Annotated in this window: 18 protein-coding genes; 13 read left to right on the forward strand and 5 right to left on the reverse strand. The window is 73.2% G+C overall.

Annotated elements, in window-relative coordinates; genetic code table 11:
* Positions 1-8 precede the first annotated feature (8 nt).
* Positions 9-1,331, forward strand: coding sequence for an FAD-dependent oxidoreductase (locus IEY93_RS13525; protein ID WP_189163375.1), 1,323 nt, complete (start codon positions 9-11; stop codon positions 1,329-1,331).
* Between the two features lie 141 nt (positions 1,332-1,472).
* Here the strand turns inward: IEY93_RS13525 and IEY93_RS13530 are convergent, their stop codons facing one another.
* The 4 genes from IEY93_RS13530 to IEY93_RS13545 all read right to left on the reverse strand — a co-directional run bounded on the left by IEY93_RS13530 (position 1,473) and on the right by IEY93_RS13545 (position 5,285).
* Positions 1,473-2,687 carry a DUF6986 family protein gene (locus IEY93_RS13530; protein WP_189163376.1) on the reverse strand — a complete coding sequence of 405 codons (1,215 nt, stop codon included), beginning with the start codon at positions 2,685-2,687 and terminating at the stop codon, positions 1,473-1,475.
* A 1-nt stretch (position 2,688) separates the two neighbouring features.
* Positions 2,689-3,369, reverse strand: coding sequence for a copper homeostasis protein CutC (locus tag IEY93_RS13535; protein ID WP_189163377.1), 681 nt, complete (start codon positions 3,367-3,369; stop codon positions 2,689-2,691).
* A 196-nt stretch (positions 3,370-3,565) separates the two neighbouring features.
* Entirely contained in the window at positions 3,566-4,177 is a 612-nt protein-coding gene (locus IEY93_RS13540; protein WP_189163378.1) for a GNAT family N-acetyltransferase, read from the reverse strand.
* Between the two features lie 358 nt (positions 4,178-4,535).
* On the reverse strand, positions 4,536-5,285 hold the full coding sequence (locus IEY93_RS13545) for a GntR family transcriptional regulator (RefSeq protein WP_189163379.1): 750 nt from the start codon (positions 5,283-5,285) through the stop codon (positions 4,536-4,538).
* A 152-nt stretch (positions 5,286-5,437) separates the two neighbouring features.
* Here IEY93_RS13545 and IEY93_RS13550 point away from each other — a divergent pair, with 152 nt between their 5' ends.
* The 12 genes from IEY93_RS13550 to IEY93_RS13605 all read left to right on the forward strand — a co-directional run bounded on the left by IEY93_RS13550 (position 5,438) and on the right by IEY93_RS13605 (position 17,866).
* The gene (locus tag IEY93_RS13550; protein WP_189163380.1) at positions 5,438-5,782 is read left to right on the forward strand and encodes a hypothetical protein; all 345 of its coding nucleotides are present in this window, start codon (positions 5,438-5,440) and stop codon (positions 5,780-5,782) included.
* Positions 5,783-6,108: 326 nt separating this feature from the next.
* Positions 6,109-6,807 carry a flavin reductase family protein gene (locus IEY93_RS13555; RefSeq protein WP_229691104.1) on the forward strand — a complete coding sequence of 233 codons (699 nt, stop codon included), beginning with the start codon at positions 6,109-6,111 and terminating at the stop codon, positions 6,805-6,807.
* Positions 6,808-7,042: 235 nt separating this feature from the next.
* Positions 7,043-7,309, forward strand: coding sequence for an antitoxin (locus IEY93_RS13560; protein ID WP_189163381.1), 267 nt, complete (start codon positions 7,043-7,045; stop codon positions 7,307-7,309).
* Entirely contained in the window at positions 7,306-7,710 is a 405-nt protein-coding gene (locus tag IEY93_RS13565) for a type II toxin-antitoxin system VapC family toxin (protein WP_189163382.1), read from the forward strand. Before IEY93_RS13560 ends, IEY93_RS13565 begins: the two co-directional genes overlap by 4 nt.
* 237 nt (positions 7,711-7,947) lie before the next feature.
* Complete coding sequence (locus IEY93_RS13570; RefSeq protein WP_203968048.1) at positions 7,948-10,305, forward strand: xanthine dehydrogenase family protein molybdopterin-binding subunit; 2,358 nt, start codon at positions 7,948-7,950, stop codon at positions 10,303-10,305.
* Positions 10,302-11,240, forward strand: a complete 939-nt coding sequence (locus IEY93_RS13575; protein ID WP_189163383.1) for an FAD binding domain-containing protein — start codon at positions 10,302-10,304, stop codon at positions 11,238-11,240. The genes IEY93_RS13570 and IEY93_RS13575 overlap by 4 nt, the downstream gene beginning before the upstream one ends.
* A complete protein-coding gene (locus IEY93_RS13580; protein WP_189163384.1) occupies positions 11,237-11,773 on the forward strand; it encodes a (2Fe-2S)-binding protein in 537 nt (178 codons plus the stop codon). Before IEY93_RS13575 ends, IEY93_RS13580 begins: the two co-directional genes overlap by 4 nt.
* A 43-nt stretch (positions 11,774-11,816) precedes the next feature.
* Positions 11,817-12,179: a hypothetical protein gene (locus IEY93_RS13585; protein WP_189163385.1), complete on the forward strand. Its 363-nt coding sequence runs from the start codon at positions 11,817-11,819 to the stop codon at positions 12,177-12,179.
* A gap of 500 nt (positions 12,180-12,679) precedes the next feature.
* A complete protein-coding gene (locus tag IEY93_RS13590; RefSeq protein WP_229691105.1) occupies positions 12,680-13,402 on the forward strand; it encodes a TetR/AcrR family transcriptional regulator in 723 nt (240 codons plus the stop codon).
* A gap of 103 nt (positions 13,403-13,505) precedes the next feature.
* On the forward strand, positions 13,506-14,156 hold the full coding sequence (locus IEY93_RS13595) for a MerR family transcriptional regulator (RefSeq protein WP_189163387.1): 651 nt from the start codon (positions 13,506-13,508) through the stop codon (positions 14,154-14,156).
* A gap of 449 nt (positions 14,157-14,605) precedes the next feature.
* Positions 14,606-17,140 carry a serine/threonine-protein kinase gene (locus IEY93_RS13600; RefSeq protein ID WP_189163388.1) on the forward strand — a complete coding sequence of 845 codons (2,535 nt, stop codon included), beginning with the start codon at positions 14,606-14,608 and terminating at the stop codon, positions 17,138-17,140.
* A gap of 372 nt (positions 17,141-17,512) precedes the next feature.
* Positions 17,513-17,866, forward strand: coding sequence for a VOC family protein (locus IEY93_RS13605; protein WP_189163389.1), 354 nt, complete (start codon positions 17,513-17,515; stop codon positions 17,864-17,866).
* Between the two features lie 83 nt (positions 17,867-17,949).
* On the opposite strand, the gene IEY93_RS13610 is transcribed toward IEY93_RS13605, so the two are convergent.
* Positions 17,950-18,354, reverse strand: coding sequence for an ATP-binding protein (locus IEY93_RS13610; RefSeq protein WP_189163390.1), 405 nt, complete (start codon positions 18,352-18,354; stop codon positions 17,950-17,952).
* Positions 18,355-18,506: the final 152 nt, after the last annotated feature.

The raw sequence follows: 18,506 nt of genomic DNA on the forward strand, positions 1-18,506 counted from the left end.
GAGGGCGTATGTCGTTGCGCGTGGCGATCGTGGGATCCGGTCCCGCCGGGATCTACACGGCCGAGGCCCTGACCAAGCAGGCGGGCGAGCCCGTCGAGGTCGACATCCTCGACCGGCTGCCGACGCCGTACGGGCTCGTGCGGTACGGCGTGGCGCCCGACCACACCTCGATCAAGTCGATCGCCGGCTACCTGCGCAGGGTCCTGGAGTCGCCCTCGGTGCGCTTCCTCGGCGGCGTCGAGCTGGGCGGCGAGGTCTTCGCCGAGGACCTCGCCGCGAGCTACGACGCCGTCGTCTACTGCACCGGCGCCATGGTGGACCGCCGCCTCGGCATCCCCGGCGAGGACCTGCCCGGCAGCGTGGCCGCCACCGACTTCGTCAACTGGTACTGCGGCCACCCCGACATGCCGCCGGAGACCTTCACCCTGGACAGCACCGACGTGGCGGTCATCGGCGTCGGCAACGTCGCCGTCGACGTCGTGCGCATCCTCGCCAAGACCGCCGAGGAGCTGCGCACCACCGACGTGCCCCAGGAGGTGCTCGACCGGCTGGCCAAGAGCCAGGTGACCCGCATCCACATGATCGGACGGCGCGGCCCCGAGCACGCCAAGTTCACCCTCAAGGAGCTGCGCGAGCTCGGCGAGCTGACCGGCTGCGACGTGCACGTGCTCCCCGAGGAGGCCGGGTCCGGCGAGCTCGGCGAGGTGTCCCGGCAGGTCAGGGGCAATGTCGAGGTGCTGCGCTCGTGGGCGCTGTGCGCCCCGGCGGGCCGTCCGCGCCGCCTGACCGTGCGGTTCTGGCTGCGGCCGCTGGAGATCCTCGGCTCCGGCCGGGCCGAGGGGCTGCTGCTGGAGCGCACCCGCCTGGAAGACGGCCGGGTGGTGGGCACCGGCGAGTACGAGACCATCCCGGCCGGCATGGTGCTGCGCTCGGTCGGCTACCAGAGCGTCCCGCTGCCCGGCGTGCCCTTCGACACCGCGACGATGACCGTGCCGAACGTCGCCGGACGGGTGGGCGAAGGGCAGTACGTCGCGGGCTGGCTCAAGCGCGGGCCGACCGGCGTCATCGGCACCAACAAGTCCGACGCCGCCGAGACCGTCCGCACGCTGCTGGCCGATCTCGCCGCCCGGCCCGGCCGCGCGGAGCCGCGCACCCGGCTGGACGACATTCTGGCCGCGCGCGGCGTGCGACCGGTGACCTACGAGGATTGGCTGCGCATCGAGGCCGCGGAGGCGGCCCTGGCGGCCTCGCTCGGCCGCGGCGAGCAGGTCAAGCTCGTCGGCCGCGCCGCCATGCTCGCCGCCGGCCGCCCCGCCGATCCCGGCGCCTGAGCCCCCGCTCCTCCGGCCCCGGCCCGCGGCTCGAGCGGGCACGTCCCGCCCTTGTGATACCCCGCTCCCCACCGGCGCCGGGCCGGCGGAAGGTGGACGGCGAGGCCGTCGCGCAGCGGCCAGGTCGTACGCGCGCCGCGTTCAGCGATCGTCCGCCGAGAGGGCTTCGGTTCCGTCGAGGGCGAGAGCCGCGCGGTGCAGGGCGGCCGAGAGGGTCTTGACGGTGGCCGGCTCGTCCATGACGCCGCCGGCCGCCGCACGCCGTTCCTCCCAGGCCCGCACACGCTCGGCGTAGGCGTCCCGAGTCGCGAGGTGGAAGGCGTACACGGTGGCGTACCGCGCGGCCAGGTGCGAGGGGTGCATGTCCCAGCCCTGGTAGAACCCGTGGCGCAGCGAGTGGCGCACCATGGCCGCGTGCGCCCGCCACAACCGGTGCACGTCGGCGGTGGCGTCCGACGCCGGGGAGGCTGCCAGCGAGCCGTCGGACAGCTCGACTCCGGTGCCGGCCAGCGCGACCCGCATCACCTCACGGGCGTGGTCGCACACCGGGTGGTCCAGACGCTGCTCGGCGGGCGGCAGGCCGCAGGCGGCGGTGTAGTCGAACACCCCGAAGTGCGCCGCGGCCAGGCGACCGCCGAGCAAGGGGACCAGGTTCGCGGAACGCGTGAGGAACATGACGGTCTGCGGCGCCTCGACCTGCATCTCGAACCGCAGCGTCCCGGAGACCAGGCCGAGCCCTTCCTCCAGCGAGGAGAGCACCGAGGCGAACTGGCCGAGGTACTCCTCCATCAGCACCTTGGGGAAGGTCACGGTGAAGCCGTCCGGAAGACGGCCGCGCCGCTGCACCACACCGGTGAGGAACATGTCGAGCGTGCGGATGCTGCGCGCGGGGTCCCCGTCGGCGAACGACTTCACCCGCGGTCCCCAGCGGCGCGGCAGCGTGCCGAGGTGGTCCATCAGCGCGATGGATCGGGCGGCGCTGTCGGCGTGCCGGTCCTCCTCGCGTCCGGTACGCGTCCCGTACCCGTCCTCGAAGTCGATCCGGAGATCTTCGATTGGCTCGCGCACCAGCTTGCGCGCCACCCGGCGGCGCACGTCGGCGGCCTGCGCGGCGGGCATCGGGCCGAACACCGATGCCACAGCGGCCTCGTCCGGCAGGTGACGCTCCAGCAGGGCCAGCGCCTCATCACCCCACTCCCGCACCGTGAGATGGCCGAAGCGGTCCGCCGGTACGTACACGGTGTGCACGGGCTGCCAGGCTCCGGCGGAGCCGGGATATCGCTCCGTCTGGGCGGCGTGGGCCGCGTCGAAGCCGGGGACGACCGTCTCGCCGAGGGTGAGGTGCCGGAGCCCCATGTCAGATGGTGTCGACCAGCTCGCGCCAGCGGCGGACCCGCTCGACGTCCACCGGGGTGGACCATGATGAGCGGACGGCGCTGCCAACGTGGAAGGCGCGCACGCCGTAGTCCAGCAGCGGTGGCACCAGGTGCGGCCTGAGCCCGCCGCCGGCCAGGGTGATCGGCGCGTCGCCCGCCTCGGCCCGCGCCCGCAGGATCGGGAGCCCGGCGGCGATGCCGGTCGGGTCGCCCGAGGTGAGCACGGTGGCGAGGTTGGGGAGCAGTCGCACGGCCCGCCAGGCCGCCTGCGTGTCGGCGGCGTTGTCCACGGCGCGGTGGAAGGTCCATGGCAGCGGGGTGACCGCGTGGATCAGCGCTTCGGTCGCCGCCAGGTCGACCTTGCCCTGCTCGTCGAGGAAACCGAAGACGAAGCCGGCCGCACCCGCGGCCGCCAGGACGCGGGCGTCGCGCTCCAGGCCCTCCAGTTCCCCGGGGGTCACCGTGAACCCCGCGTTGGAGCGGAGCATCACCATCTGTGGCAGCGCGGACTTCTCGGCGATCGCCGCCACGGTCTCGGGGGCGGGGGTGAGCCCGCCCACGGACATGTCGGCCACGATCTCGAGACGGTCCGCGCCGCCCTCCTCTGCGGCCACGGCGTCGCGCACGTCGAGCGCGATCACCTCCAGCAGCGATCCGGTCATGAGTCCTGAGGTTATCGGACCCTCTTGTCCCAAAGTGGACCGCTACCGCCGCCAAGCCTGCCATTGATCCACGCTCGGCTGACTACATCATGATCTACCAGGGCATGAGGCCATATCTGCGACATGCCGCCACATTGCGGGCAGTGCCGCGAGCGACGCCCTCGACCACCCCTCACCGGGCGCCCGCGGCCAGGACTCACCGGCTTCCCAGGTGCGCGGACCTGCGGCGGCGCGCGTGCGGGACGACCGGCGAGGCGAGCCCCGCGGCCCGCTGGAACAGCGCACCCGAGGCGCGGTGCGGCAGATCCACCGTACGCACGTGCCGGAAGCCGAGGCCGCTGTAGTAGGCCTGCAACTGCGGGTTGCTCTTGGAACAGTCGAGCCGCAGCCACCTGCGGCCGGTCGCCGCCACCCGCAGGGCCGCCCAGTCGAGCATGGTCTCGCCCAGGCCGCGCCCGGCGAAGGCGCGCCCGACGGCCAGTTTGTGCACATAGAGGGCACTCTCCGGGTGGTCGGCACGCCGCCAGAACTCCGGGTCCGCGTGGTCGTCCAGGGCCATCGTCGCGGCGGGCGGACGAACGCCGCCGTCCTCCCCGGTGTCCTCGCCGTCCAGCACGTACAGGGTCCTCTCGGCGATGAGCGGCTCGATGCGCGCGGCGGGGAAGCCGTCCGCGGGCCACTGCCGGATGCCCCGGCTGTGCAGCCAGCCCGCCGTCTCGGCCAGGAGCGCGAGGACGCCCGGCAGATCATCGGGAGTGGCGTTACGCAGGGTGAGCGATCCGGCCGACTGGAGGGTGTGGGGGTACATGGGGAACGTCCTTTCGTCGCCGCTGGTAGCGCCTCGGGCACCGAAAGTGCCCGACCGGGGGCGCGCGGCCCTATCAGTCAAGGCCGGGGACGAAAGCGCTTGCCGCCGGGCCTTGGGGGCCCTGGGGCGGAAGAGGAGGTCACCACGCGTGACGGGCGAACGCATCCCCATCACCAGGCGTCACACGCGACGGCGCGGCCGTACCACGGGACCGGAGCCGCTTGCCGACGGTCACCGGGCGGGTCAAGGCCGCACGCGGGGCCGGTGGCCGGGCGGCCGGAACGACTCGGACGGGCCCGGCCGCGCCGGCCGGAGCCGGGCGGCCCGGCGGCGCGCCGTCAGCGGGCCGGGCCGGTGCTCAGCTCACCGCGAGCTCGTACCTGATCAGATGCTTGTCGGCGGGCAGCACCGAGACGGCGACCCGTACCGGGGTGTCCTCCCGGTCGTAGCCGACGCGGACGTAGACGACGACGGGCGTTCCCGGTTCGAGCTGGAGGCGGGCGGACTCCTCCGGGGTCGGCATGCGCGCGGAGATGTCGTCCACGACACGCACCTGGCGGTGGCCGAGCTCCTCCAGCACGCGGTTGGCGCCGCGGAGGATGTCGGCGGGCCGGGCGATCTCGGAGTCGCGCACCAGCGCGTGCGGGAAGTAGGAGTCGTTGGTGTTGTAGGGCTGGTCGTCGACGTAGCGCAGCCGCCGCCGCACCACCGCGGGCACGTGCTCCTCCAGCTCCAGCCTGGCCGCGATCTCCTCGGGAGGCTGGACGATCGACACCTCGATCTCCTGGCCGGGCTTGCGGCCCTCCTTGGTGACCGCCTCGGCGAACGCCTCCCGGCGCAGCACCCCGGGCGGAGTGTTCAGCTCCGCCTGCGGACGCATGAGCAGGGCGCGGCGGTCGCGGACGAAGCTGCCGCGCCGGCGCATCCGGGTGATCAGGCCCTCATTCTCCAGCTCGGCCAGGGCGAGGCGTACCGTGTTCCGGCTGACCTCATGGCTGTCCATGAGGTCCATCTCCGTCGGCAGCTGGGCGCCCGGCCCGAGCTCGCCGGAGTAAATCGCCCTGCGCAGCTCGCCGGCCACCTGCTGGTACAGCGTCGACCGTGCCAAATCTCACCTACGGTTGCGTCCTTTTGTACCTACGAATTTAGACGATCTCGATCTGACGGCAAACAACCCCTTGACCCAAGCGTCTCCACCCCGCATTATCCAAACGTTGGTACAAATCCATCAAAGAGGCGGCGGCGAGGGGGTGAGGGCCTGTGCTGGCAGTCCGGGCGGGCACGCCATATCTGCCTTGGCACGATCCCCGCGAGGCGACGCGGCTCCTGCGCTACGCGCTGCACCGTGAGGGGTTCACCCACACCTACCAGAGCAGCGCGAACGGGATGTCCGTGCTCTCGGTGACCACCGAGCTGACCGTGTGGTGCCGTGGTGGCACGTTCCTGTGGACGGAGGACGGGCTCACCGTCACCCATCCGTCGGACGATCCCGCGGGCGCCGCTCAGCTGGTCAAACGCCGTCTCCGCAGGCCGATCGAGGAGGAGCCGGGCACCACCCGGGCTCACGACTCCGGCGGTCGGCCGCCCACCGGCTCCGTGCGATGAACGATCTCCAGGACCCCAACCCTCGCCGGGGTCCTGGAGGTCGCGCCGGGGCGGAACGTGTCCTGGCGGGTCCCCCACGCCCGCCAGGACACGTTTCCGTTACCACCGCGGCCCGGACCAGGGCGTGTACGCCCGCCGGGGCCGCCGTCGCGCCACCTCCCTCCGCAGGTGCCGCTGTTCGCACCCCCTGACGTGTCCCTCGTCACACGATCAGCACTTGACCTGAAGCATGGTTGAAGTTGCATGCTGAAAGCGCCGCACCTCGATCGGCGAAGACTCGCACGGTCAGGGAAGCACGCGGTTTCCGGTTCAGGAGGGACGGGGCGTTGACGTACAGGCCGAGCGCTCCACCTCCCCTTCCGCCCCTGCCGCTCGCACGGGCCGCCGAGCCCGCCGACACGAGCGGGAACGGACGGCGGGCCAGGCCGCTGAACGGGCACGCGCTGGAGCATCCGGCGGCCCGCGCGGCCACGGAGGGCCCGGCGCCCGCCGGTGGCCGCTCCCGGACACGGGCCCCCCTGCGCGACGCCGGCTCCGGAGGCGATCCGGCCGACTCCCGGCACTTCAGGAGCGTGCTCGGACGCTTCGCCACCGGCGTGGCGGCCGTCACCGCCGTCGACCCGGCCGATGGTCTCCCCCGCGGCCTCGCGGTCAACTCCTTCACCTCGGTCTCGCTGGACCCCCCGCTCGTGGCCTTCTGCGTCTCGAACACCAGCACGACATGGCCGCGCATCAGAGCGGCCGAACTCATGTGCGTGAACGTGCTGTCGGAGCGGCAGGAGCACGTCAGCAGGCGACTCGCGGCCAGGGCCGGGGACAAGTTCGCCGGGCTGTCCTTGCGCACCTCACCTGGCGGTGGCCCGCTCATCGACGGAGCGCTCGCCTGGCTGGAGTGCGTGGTCGAGGCCGAACACCCCGCCGGCGACCACAGCATCGTGGTGGCCCGAGTCCTGGCCCTGGACGCGCACGCCGACCACGGGCCACTGGTGTTCTTCCGCGGCGACTACGGCCGTTTCGAGCCCTGACCCCGGTCATCCCGGACCGCTTCCCGGCCTGAGCCAGACGTCCGCCTGTGGCGCTCCACAACGGCGCGTTCTCCCCCATCGGGCACGGCACGAGCCTCGAACACGGCCATAGCCCTGTGGACAAAGGCAAGCGCCGGCCGTTCCGCATGGCATGATGTAGCCATCCGTAACGTCAACAACACGGAAAGCGACATCCCCCTTGTCCGCTCTGCACACAGACGCCTACAGTCATGACATGGCATCGGTACAGGTCGACGGCGTCCCCGAGGAGACCGTCGAGGCCCTCAAGTCCCAGGCGGCCGACCGAGGGCTCACCCTCACGGCCTACCTGCGCGCCGAGCTGGAGCGCCTGGCCGGCGCCGCCCAGGCCTCCGACGCCACCGAGCCCCGGCGCCCGACCAACGCCGAGGTCGTCCAGCGCATCCTCAGCCGCGACCGCCGCGGCGGCCCCACCAGAGACGAGATCGTCGAGCAGATCCGCCGCGTGCGTGATGCGTCGTGATCGTTATCGAGTCGTCGGCGATGGTGGAAGCACTTATCGCCGACTCCGCCGATCCGGTGCTCATGGAGCTCATGGCCGACCACGAGCTACACGCTCCGACACTCCTGGACTTCGAGGTCGCCAGCGCCCTGCGTGGGCGCACTCTCGGCCGCAAGCTGACCCCGGCCCGGCTGGTCAACGCGATCGCCGACTTCCAGGTCCTTGATGTACGTCGCCATCAGATGACGGGCGCGCTGCACGAGATCCTCGACCTGCGTGACAACTTCACCGCGTACGACGCGGCTTACGTCGTGCTGGCGCATCTTCTGGACGCGCCTCTCGTCACAGCCGATGTGAAGATGAAGGTCGCAGAGAAGGCCGGCATCGAGGTCCGCATTTTGGACAGCAGCGACATGCGGTAGACACGGCGCCCCGCAGTGGGCATAGCGCACGGCCGCTCCGCCCCGCCGCTCGCTTCACCTCTGCCGCCGTGTCCGTGAAGCCCGCGGACACGGCGGCAGAGGCCACCGATCAGCCCCACCCGAGGAGACGTGGGCCGGGCGGTCCTGTGGGGGCGGAGGCGAGGACCTTTGCCTGTGGGGGGGTTTGAGCGGGGGCGGGCTTGGCGGGGCGGCGGTGAGGATGGAGCGGGGGGACCCATGTCTTCTGCTTACGCCCGCCGGGAAGACGAACGGTTGCTCAGCGGACGCGGCCGGTTCGTCGCCGACATGCACATGCCCGGATGCCTGGAGGCGGCCTTCGTCCGCAGCCCGGTGGCGCACGGCAGGCTGCGCGAGGTGGGCTGCGCCGCGGCCCGGCTGGTGCCCGGGGTCGCGGGTGCCTGGGCGGCCGCCGATCTGTCCGCTGTTTCCTCGTGCGCCGTGCCGGCCATCGGCCTGCCGGACCTGCCACCGGTACCGCCGACGCTCCTGGCCGGCCTGTCGACGCCGGGAGCGGTGGCCGGACGCGACTGGCCCGTGCTGGCCACCGACCGGGTGCGGTACGCCGGCGAGGCGGTCGCCGTGGTCGTCGGCGAGGACCGCTACCGGGCCGAGGACGGAGCGGCCGAGGTCAAGGTCGTGATCGACCCGCTGCCCGCGATGGTGGACACCGCCACCGCGCTGGAGAGCCCGGTGACCCTGTTCGAAGGGCTGAGCAATGTCGCGCTGGAGGGCTCGGCCGGCAGGCCGATCGACGAGACGGTGTGGCGTGAGGCCGCCGTCGTGGTCGAGGCGCGATACCGCCAGCAGGTGCTGCTGCCCACGCCGATGGAGTGCCGCGTCTTCCTCGCCGCCCCCACCGTGGACGGGTTGACGGTGTGGTGCTCGCACCAGATGCCGCACCGGCTGCACCGGGAACTGGCCGCGCTGCTGAGGTGCCCGCCGGACCGCATCCGCGTGATCGTGCCGGACAGCGGCGGCGCGTTCGGGTCCAAGAGCCCGACCTTCCCCGAGTACATCGTGGCCGCGCACCTGGCCCTGCGGCTGGGACGGCCGGTCCGGTGGGTCGAGGACCGCATGGAGTCGCTGCTCGCCGCGACGCGCGGGCGCGGCCAGGACCAGCGGGTGCGGCTGGCCGCCGACGCCGATGGGCACCTGCTGGCGTACGAGCTGGCGATCGACGCCGATGTCGGGGCCTACCCGCACCTCGGGTCGGGGCTTCCCCTGCAGACCGCCCGCATGGCGACCGGGCCGTACACCACCCCTCGCGTGCACGCCACCGTGCGCTCGGTGCTCACGAACACGATGATGACCTATCCCTACCGCGGCGCCGGGCGGCCGGAGGCGACGGCCGCGCTGGAACGCACAGTGGACGAGGTGGCCCGCCGGCTCGGCTTGGACCCTGCCGAGCTGCGGCGGCGCAACCTGATCCCGCCTGGGAGCTTCCCGTACGACACCCCGACCGGTCGGCGGTACGACAGCGGCGACTACGCCGCCGCGCTGGAGCTGGCGCTGCGCACCCTGGACTACGACGGGTGGCGGGCCGAACAGGCACGGCGCCGGGCCGATCCCGCCGCCCGGCCGCTCGGCATCGGGCTGGCCTGCTACGTCGAACGGTCCGGCGGCGAGCCGGGCGGGCTGCACGAGTTCGGCGGTGTCGAGGCCTGCCCGGACGGCACGTTCGTCGCCCGCTGCGGCGGCGCCGCGGCCGGGCAGAGCCATGAGACCACCTTCACCGACCTGGTGTCCGAGGTGCTCAGCGTGCCCGCGACGCGCGTCCGGCTGGTCGAGGGGGACACCGGCGAGGTGGCCGAGGGCATGGGCTCGTACGCCAGCCGCACGGCGCAGATCGGCGGGGCGGCGCTCCAGCGGGCCGCCAAGGCCCTCATCGAGCAGGCCCGGCTGCGGGCCGCGACGCTGTGGGAGCTGCCGGTCGCGGAGGTGGCCTGGTCGGGCGGCGTCCTGCGCCCGGTGCGGGGCGTCTCGCCCGGCCTCTCCCTCGGCGAACTGGTGCGGGCCACCGGGCCGCTCCGGGTGGACGAGCGGTTCGAGGGCGACATGGCCTTCCCGTTCGGCACGCACGCGGCCGTCGTGGAGATCGACCCTGACCTGGGCTCGGTCCACGTGCTGCGGCTGGTCGCGGTGGACGACTGCGGGGTGGTGCTCAACCCGGCGGCGGTGCACGGGCAGGCTCTGGGCTCGGCCGTGCAGGGCATCGGCCAGGCCCTGTACGAAGGGGTGCCCTACGACGAGGCGGGGGTGCCCCTTCTGCCCAACGGGCTGCTGGACTACCTGCTGCCGACGTTCGCCGAGGTCCCGCCGATCGAGGTGCTGACGACGATCACGCCGACCCCGGTCACGCCGCTCGGCGCCAAGGGGGCCGGGGAGTCCGGGTGCATCGGCACCCCCGCGGCCATCATCAACGCCGTCGCCGACGCGTTGCGTCTCCCCGATCCCACGCTGATCCAGATGCCGCTGACCCCGGACGTGGTGTGGCGGGCGGCGCGCGCCGCGCAAGGCGGGTTCGGCGGAGACGGAGGGACGGAGGGCGATCAGGGGGTGGAGGGCGGACGATGAAGCTCCCCGCCTTCGACTACCTGGCGCCGGCCACCGTCGGCGAGGCCGTGGACGCGCTCGCGGCGGCGGGCCGGGACGCACGGGTGCTGGCCGGTGGGCAGAGCCTCCTGCTCGACATGCGCCTGGGCCGCGCCCGCCCGGACGCGCTGGTCGACATCAACGGCATCACCGGGCTCGGCCAGGTGCGGGTGGAGGAGGGAGCGCTGGTGGCGGGCGCGCTGGTCCGCCACCGGGCGTTCGAGTCTGCTGGCGTGGCGCCCGGCCCGCTGGGCCGGTTGCTCTCGCTGGCCGTCGCCGACATCGCCCATCCGCCGATCCGCGCCCGTGGCACGATGGCCGGCAGCCTCGCCTGGGCTCACCCCGCCTCCGAGTGGTGCGCGATGGCCGTCGCCCTGGACGCCGAGGTCGAACTGCGCGGGCCCGCGGGGGAACGCGTCGCCGCGGCCCGGGACTTCTTCCTCGGGCCGCACGCGACGGCGCGCGCCCCGGCGGAGCTGATCACCGCCGTGCGCGTCCCCCTGCTCGACGCCGGCACCGGGGTCGCGTTCGCCGAGCACCGGCGCACCGCGTTCTGCTTCGCCCAGGTCGCCGTGGTCACGGCGCTGACCGTGGTCGACGGCGTGGTGGCGGGCGCCCGCATCGGGCTGGCCGGCTGCGCCGACCGGCCGGTGCGGGCACGGGCCGCCGAGCGTTCGCTGCTCGGCGCGGCGGCGGCCCCGCCCGAGGGCGGCGGAACGCCGCCTCCGGGTCATCCGTTCGCCCAGGCCGGCCGGATCGCCGCCGAACACGACGCCGCGCCCGTCGCCGAGCCGTACGCCGACCCCGAGTACCGCAGGCAGGCCATCGCCGTGCTGGTCGCGCGGACCCTGTCCGGGGCCGTGGCCGACCTGCGGGCGCATGGCGAGGCCGATCGCGAGGCGGGAGGCGCGCGATGAGGATCACCCTGTCGGTCAACGGCCGCGAGCATCCGCTGGAGGTGGAACCGCGGCGCGCGCTCGCCGATGTCCTGCGCGAGGACTGCCGGCTGACCGGGACGCATCTAGGGTGCGAGCTCGGGGTGTGCGGGGCGTGCACGGTGCTGCTGGACGGCGAGGCGGTGCGGTCGTGCCTGGTGCTGGCCGTGCAGTGCGACGGGAGGAGCATCCGCACGGTGGAGGGTCTCGCCGGACCGGATGGTCGCCCGCACCCGCTTCAGGAGGCGTTCTCGGCGGAGCACGCGCTGCAGTGCGGCTTCTGCACGCCGGGCTTCCTCATGGTCGCCGCGGCCGCCCTGGAGGACGACCCCGGTCTCGCGGACGACCCCGAGCGGCTGGAGGCGGTGGTGGGCTCGAACCTGTGCCGCTGCACCGGCTACACCCCGATCCACCGCGCCGTCGTGCGCGCCGCCCGGGCACGGGCCGGGCGGATCGGACGCCGGGAACACACGCTTCACGACGAGCCGGAAGGCCGCGACGCGGACGGTTCTTGAGAAGACGCCACGCTGGGTAAGAAACTCATGACCGGGGGGAGTCATGAGAGAATTCACCACAGCGGTCGTGCTCGTCACGACGACCATGTTCGGCGCCACCGCCGCCGGCGGCGGGCCACCCGGTCATGACGACCGGCGGCAGGTGAGCGCCCAGCAATACCGCATTCTCACCCGTCAATGCCGCTATGCCGACACCGCGCAGGCGCGCTCCGACTGCCGGGCCGAGGTTCAGCGCGACTACCGCATCGGCGAGAGGGCGCCCGACCTCGACTGCCGCACCTACTCGGGCGTGACCGTCTGCGGCAAGCTGAAGCTCAGCGAGCGCGAACGCCGGTGCGTGCGTGACTCCGTGGCCAAGGGCCTGACCTACCGCCGGGCCGAAGTGGAGTGCTACGCGTTCCTGTGACCAGGCCGGAGCCCTCGCTCCACGCTCCCCCCGGCCGCGTTCCCTCCCGTCCTCGCCGGTACGCCCACGCGCGCCACCACGGCGAAGGTTTCGCGGCGGGCTCCCGCGTCCGTACGGCCGATCCCCCGGACCGGCGCCGAGTCCGGCCGCGCCAAGGTTCCGGCTCACCCGTAGCCGGGGAGCTCCTGCCGACCCCGCGCCCCAAGGGACCGTCCCCCGGCGGCGGCCGTGGGCCGGAGCGATGCCGGGGTGCGAAGGTGATGGTTCGCGTCCGCATCATCGACCGCAACCGCGGCGCCATCGTCTCGGGCAGCGACCGCGGCCTCCTGGCGTCGGTGGCGTCCCACTTCCGTGGTGGTCAGATCCGGCGAGGCAGCCCTGCGACCTCTTTCGAACTGCTGCTAGCAAGCGCTTGGCCGAGCATGGAACATGGGATGAGCAGGCGTCTAACGATGCTCGGCCGTGAACAAGCGATTGCGCGGAGGCCCATAATGGAGGACGTGAACACGCGAAAGAACTCCGGCGGCGCGCCGGCGGTCGCGGGCGAGGCGGGCTCGGCCGGCGACTCCCCGACGTCCAGGCGCCAGGGCGCGGCGCGGCGCACGGCCGCGGCGGGCTCGGCCTCCGAGCGCCGCGAGCACCTCGTCAAGCTCGCCGCCGAGCTCTTCGCCCGCAAGGGGTTCCAGGCGACGACCGTGCGCCAGATCGCCGACGAGGCGGGCATCCTCTCGGGCAGCCTGTACCACCACTTCGACTCCAAAGAGACGATCGTCGACGAGGTGCTGTCGACGTTCCTGGACGACATTATCGGGCGCTACCGCGAGGTCCTCGCCAGGGGCGGCGACGCGCGCAGCGTCCTGTCCGAGATGGTGCGCATCGGTTTCAGCAACCTGGAGCCGCATCGGGCCGCGATCACGGTGATGCAGAACGACTGGAACTACCTGCGCTCCCTGCCCGGCGACCGCTTCGACTACCTCATCAAGGCCGAGGACGAGGTCGAGCGCATGTGGATCGGCCAGATCAAGCGCGGGCAGAGCGAGGGGCTGCTCCGGCCGGACGTCGACCCCAAGCTGACCTACCGCATGATCCGCGACAGCATCTGGGTGGCCGTGCGCTGGTTCCGCCCGGGCGGCCGGCTCAACACCGCCCACATCGCCGAGCACTACATCACGATCCTGTTCGACGGCCTGGCCGTCGGCGAGCGCTCTCCTCAGCACACCTGAGCCCCTCTTCGCGGCGCTCCCGGCCGCCGCTCCGACGGCGCCGCCCGCCCGAGGCGGGCACAGTTATTGGATACCGTCACTATCCAAGCGCTACGATGGCGGCATGCGGATCTCCGAGCTCAGCGCCACCTCCGGGGTGCCGATCCCCACGATCAAGTACTACCTGCGTGAGGGCCTCCTTCCCCAAGGCGAGCACACCGGCGCCACACGGGCCGAGTACGGTGACACCCACCTGCGCCGGCTGCGCCTGATCCGCGCCCTGCTGGAGGTCGGCCGCCTGCCGGTCGCCGCGATCGGCAAGATCGTGGCGGCGGTGGAGGACGAGGAGACGCCGGTCCACCGGATGCTCGGCACCGCCCACTACGCCCTGTCCCCTCCCGTTGAGACCGATCCCGCCGACGAGGTGTACGGCGCCGCGCGGGAGCGGGTCGACCGGCTGATCGACGGGCTCGGCTGGCAGGTCACCCGTGGCGCCCCCACCCGGGACGAGCTGGCGCAGGTGCTGATGCGCCTGGAGCAGCTCGGACGCGCCGCCGACGAGGACGAGTTGCGCCACTACGCCGAAACGGTCATGGGCCTGGTGGCCGCGTACGAGATGGGGAAGGTGCCGATGGACGGCCCCCGCGAGGTGGCCGTCGAGTCGCTGGTGGTCGGCACGGTGCTGTACGGCAAGGTGTTCGACGTGCTGCGCAGGATCGCCCACGAGTCCGCCTCCGCCCGCCTGCTCGGCATCCCGCCCGAGCCGGACGCCTGAAACGGCGTACCCGCCGGGAGAGGCCTGCGCCCCGGAGGTGCCGCCCCCCCGTTGCGTGACCTGCCGGCGGGGCGCCCTCCTGCGCCCGCGCGTGGACATGCCGGCCGGGTGATGTCCCTGACAGCCCGTCCGGGCCGGACCTCGCGAGGCTCCATGACGGTCTTCCGTGTCCTGCCGGACAGAAGCAGCCAAGACGGCGGCCACCCGGGTTCGCCGGGCTCGGCACGGCCGTCGGCGGCCCGTTCCGTGACCTCTGTGCCACCCAGCGGCTTGGTCTGCTCGTGATGGATCCCCTCCGGAAAGCCGCCCCGACCTTGACCTATGCTTAACGGGCATACCTTCCGTAATCGAATCGTCACCGCAATGATCTACCAAATCCGTGACAACCGGCGTATCGGGTGAGACCTTCGTCTGGGGAGTCAGGAGCATCATCGCGCCGAGGGGACAAGATGGACGCCTGGTCCGTACCGGGATACCGGGAAGAACGCGTGCTCGGCTCCGGCGGGAGCGGCCGGGTCGTCCTGGCCGTCTACACCGAGACCGGCGCCCATGTGGCGATCAAATACCTCAGCGACGAACTGCGGTCCGACGCGCGCTTCCTCGCCGCCTTCCGGGAGGAGGCGCGCACGATGGTCGAGATCGGCGACCCGAACATCGTGCGCTTCTACGAGTACGTCGAGAGCCCGCTCGGTGCGGCCATCGTCATGGAACTGGTCAACGGCGTCTCGCTCCGCACGATTCTGCACGAGCACGGGTCCACCAGCCCCGAGGCCGCGCTGGTCGTGCTCAAGGGCTCCCTGCTCGGCCTGTCCGCCGCGCACGCCGCGGGCATCGTGCACCGCGACTACAAGCCCGAGAACGTCCTGGTGCGGGCCGACGGGTTCAGCAAGCTCGCCGACTTCGGCATCGCCACTCCGGCCGGGCGGCCCGGCCTGCCCTCGGGCACGCCGCCTTACATGGCGCCCGAGCAGTGGAACGGCGCGCCGGCCGGTCCGGCGACCGATGTCTACGCCGCCACCTGCGTCTTCTTCGAGTGCCTGACCGGGAGCCGTCCCTACCGCGCCGACCACCCCGCCGCGCTGCGGCACCAGCACCAGGCGGCCCCCGTCCCGCTCGAAGCGGTGCCCGGCTCGGTGCGCCCCCTGGTGGCCCGCGGCATGGCGAAGAACCCCTCCGACCGCCCGGCGACGGCCAGAACCTTCGTCGCCGAACTGGAGACGGCGGCGATCGCGGCGTACGGGCCCGAGTGGGAGGAGCGCGGGCGGCGCCACCTGGCCAAGCTCGTCGCGCTGCTGGCGCTGAAGTTCCCGCGCGCGGACCAGGCGCCGCAGACCAGCACCAGTCTGGCCGAGACGGTGCTGCGCGGCCCGCTGCGCCCCCTGCGCGGGGTACGCCACCCCGGGCGGCTGCTGGCGGGCGCGGGCATCGTCGCGGTGGGCGCGCTGATCATCGGGCTGGCCGTCAACCGGGGCACGCCGGTGCGCGACGTGGCCGCCGCGACATCCCCGACCCGGGCCGTCGTGGAGGTCCCCCAGGGCGGGCCGAGCAAGGCGCCGGCCAAGGCCCCGGTCTCACCGAGTCCGCAGGAGACGGCCTCCGAGCCCGAGTCCCCGCCGTCGGCGGCCGTGGACACCTCTCCCGACCCGGTGCCGAGCGGTGACGGCTCGCCCGCGGCGCAGCACACGCCGACGCCCACCCCGAGCCCGAAGCCCACGCCGAGCCCAAAGCCCACCCCCAGTCCAAGCCCCAGCCCAAAGCCCACCCTCAGCCCGAGCCCGACCCCAAGTCCGAAGCCCACCCCCAGCCCAAGCCCAAGCCCCACGCCCAGCCCTAGCCCAAGTCCGAAGCCCAGTCCCAGCCCGAGTCCAAAGCCCAGCCCGACGCCAACGCCCACTCCGACGCCGAGCCCGTCTCCGGTCACGGTGCGCGAGCTGGCCATCGCCGCGTTCGACGGGCGCGCCACGACGGTTCAGGTGCGCACCTCCACCTCGCAGAACGTCACGCTGACCGTCCACTTCGCCCAGGGATCCTCGCGCTCCCGCCTCACCCCCGGGCCGGCGCAGACGTTCGCGCTGGCCGGGTCCACCGCCTACACCCGCCAGGCCGCGGCCGGTTTCCCCGCCCCCGCGTGCGGCACCACCGTCTACCGGCAGGTCACGGTGGCCACCGCGCCCGGCGCGGACGGCGGCGCGCGCAGCCGGACGGTCACGGTCAAGGGGGATGCGTGCCCGCCGCCCTCGGTCGGCGCGCTGACCGTGCGATGGAACGGCAAGGCCGCGCGGGTCGGCGTGCGTACGAGCGGGCCGGGCGAGGTGCGGCTTTCCGCCGAGTTCACCCGTAGGCAGGGTGAGAGCGGCGCTCAGGTGGTGGACCGGGCGACCCGCCCCCTGTCCGGCGACACCTCCTACGCGCTGTCACTGTCCGGTGACCTGGGCAAGGTCCCCTGCGGCGAGACGGTCTACTTCGGAGTCCGGGTGACCACCCAGCCCGCGGCGCCGAACGGCACCCAGGCCAAGGAGGTCGCGGTCGACGGGCCGAAGTGCGCCCCGCCGACGGTGTCGATCTCTTCCTGGGACGGGCGCACCCTGCGGGTCAGGGTCAGAAGCGCGGCCCCGGACGCCGTCAGGCTGGCGGCGGCCTTCCAGCAGTCGGTCCGGGCCGGAGACGGTACGGTCACCCGTTCGGCCGCGCGCCGGGCGACCCTGTCGGGCGGCTCGGTCTACGACCGGGTGTTCACCGTCCGGTTCGCCGCTCCCCGCTGTGGATACGTGGACGTGCGAACGGTCACGGTGACCGTCACCAGCGCCCTCGGCACGGCGAGCGACTCGGCCCAGCGCACCCGCAGAGGCGAGCCCTGCGCCGAGCCGAGCCCTGACCCGACCGAGAGCGACCCGCCGAAGGAGAACCCGCCCGGCGAGCCCGACGACCCGCCCTCCACGGAACCGCGGGACGAGCCGACGAGCGACGGCCCGATCTTGACCTGACCCGGCCGACGGGCAGCGCCCTGAGCGGGTCCCGCACGCTCGCCAAGGCTCCGGCCGGTGATCCCGCGCCCCGTGCACGTGCGGGGACACTCCCTGCTGACCTGCGATGCCCCCAAGCAGCGTGGCAGGGCTGCTTAACCGCCATGGCAGGTAAGGGACGCGGGTCTTCGGCGGGTGGAGCGCGCGTCACCCGCCAGGCGACGGTCGCACGCCGTGGACGCGCGGCGGTCCGGGTGCGGCGTTGCGCAAGTGATCGGATGCGCGGCGGGCCATCGTCGGGAAGACTCTCGGGTGGACGCCGGCGGCGCCGATCGGCGTCGGCAGGCACCGACCCAGCGATGATCGGCACGGTCTACCCCGGTGGAGGTCCCGGTGAGCACGCGCGCGCAGAAGCTCGGCAACGTCCTGATCCCGGTGGACGACCTGGACAAGGCCCTGGCCTTCTACGTGGAGGCCCTCGGCCTGACGGTGAAGTTCAGGGACGGCGACCGGTTCGCCGCGCTGGACGCGGGCGGAGTGACCATCGCGCTCGCCGCGCCGGCCGAGCAGGTCGCGGGGACGGCCACGGCGCCGTCCTACAAAGTGGGTGACCTCTCCGGGACAGTGGACGCGCTGGTCGCGGCGGGCGCCGAACTGCTCGCCGGTCCCGAGGCCGGGCCGCACGAGACCCGCGCGGTGCTGCGCGACCCGTCGGGCAACGTCCTGGTGCTCTACTCGCCGCTCTGACGGGCATGCGGCCCGCGTGCCGCTCCAGGACGTGCAGGCGGCGCCCTCTCCCCGGCATCAGCCACCGCGCACTTCCCGCCGCCTCACCCCCCGCTTCGCCGGGAGCGGGTGAACCAGATGCTCTTGCCCCCGCCCGGCAACGGCGCCACCCCCCAGCTGTCGGTCAGCGCGGCGACGATGCCCAGCCCGCGGCCGTGCTCGGCGTCGGTGTCGGCGGGACGCGGCTGAGGCCAGCCGTCCCCGTGGTCGGTGACCGACCCGGTCACGGTGCCCGGCGCCATCCCGAGCGCGACGCGCACGGGCGGCCCGCCGTGGACGAGGGCGTTGGCGAGCAGTTCGGTGACGACGACCACCACGTCGTCGATCAGGTCGTGCAGGTCCCACTCGGCGAGGATCTCGCGGACCACCGCGCGGCACTCGGCCGTGACGCCCGGCTCGGCGCGCAGTTCCCAGCGAACCTCGCGGGGACATGACGGGATGCTGATCATCTCGAATCTCCCTGGCCTTTCGCTCGGGGTGCGCCGGCCGCGACACGGCCCCGCACCCGGACCCCCGATCCGGCTAACGGGGTGGACCTTTACCTTCGGGCGGGCGGCATCGGCGTCAACAGGCGACGGGGCAGGGTGTGTCTGTACCGCGG

Source organism: Sphaerisporangium melleum (assembly GCF_014646695.1).
Lineage (GTDB): Bacteria > Actinomycetota > Actinomycetes > Streptosporangiales > Streptosporangiaceae > Sphaerisporangium > Sphaerisporangium melleum.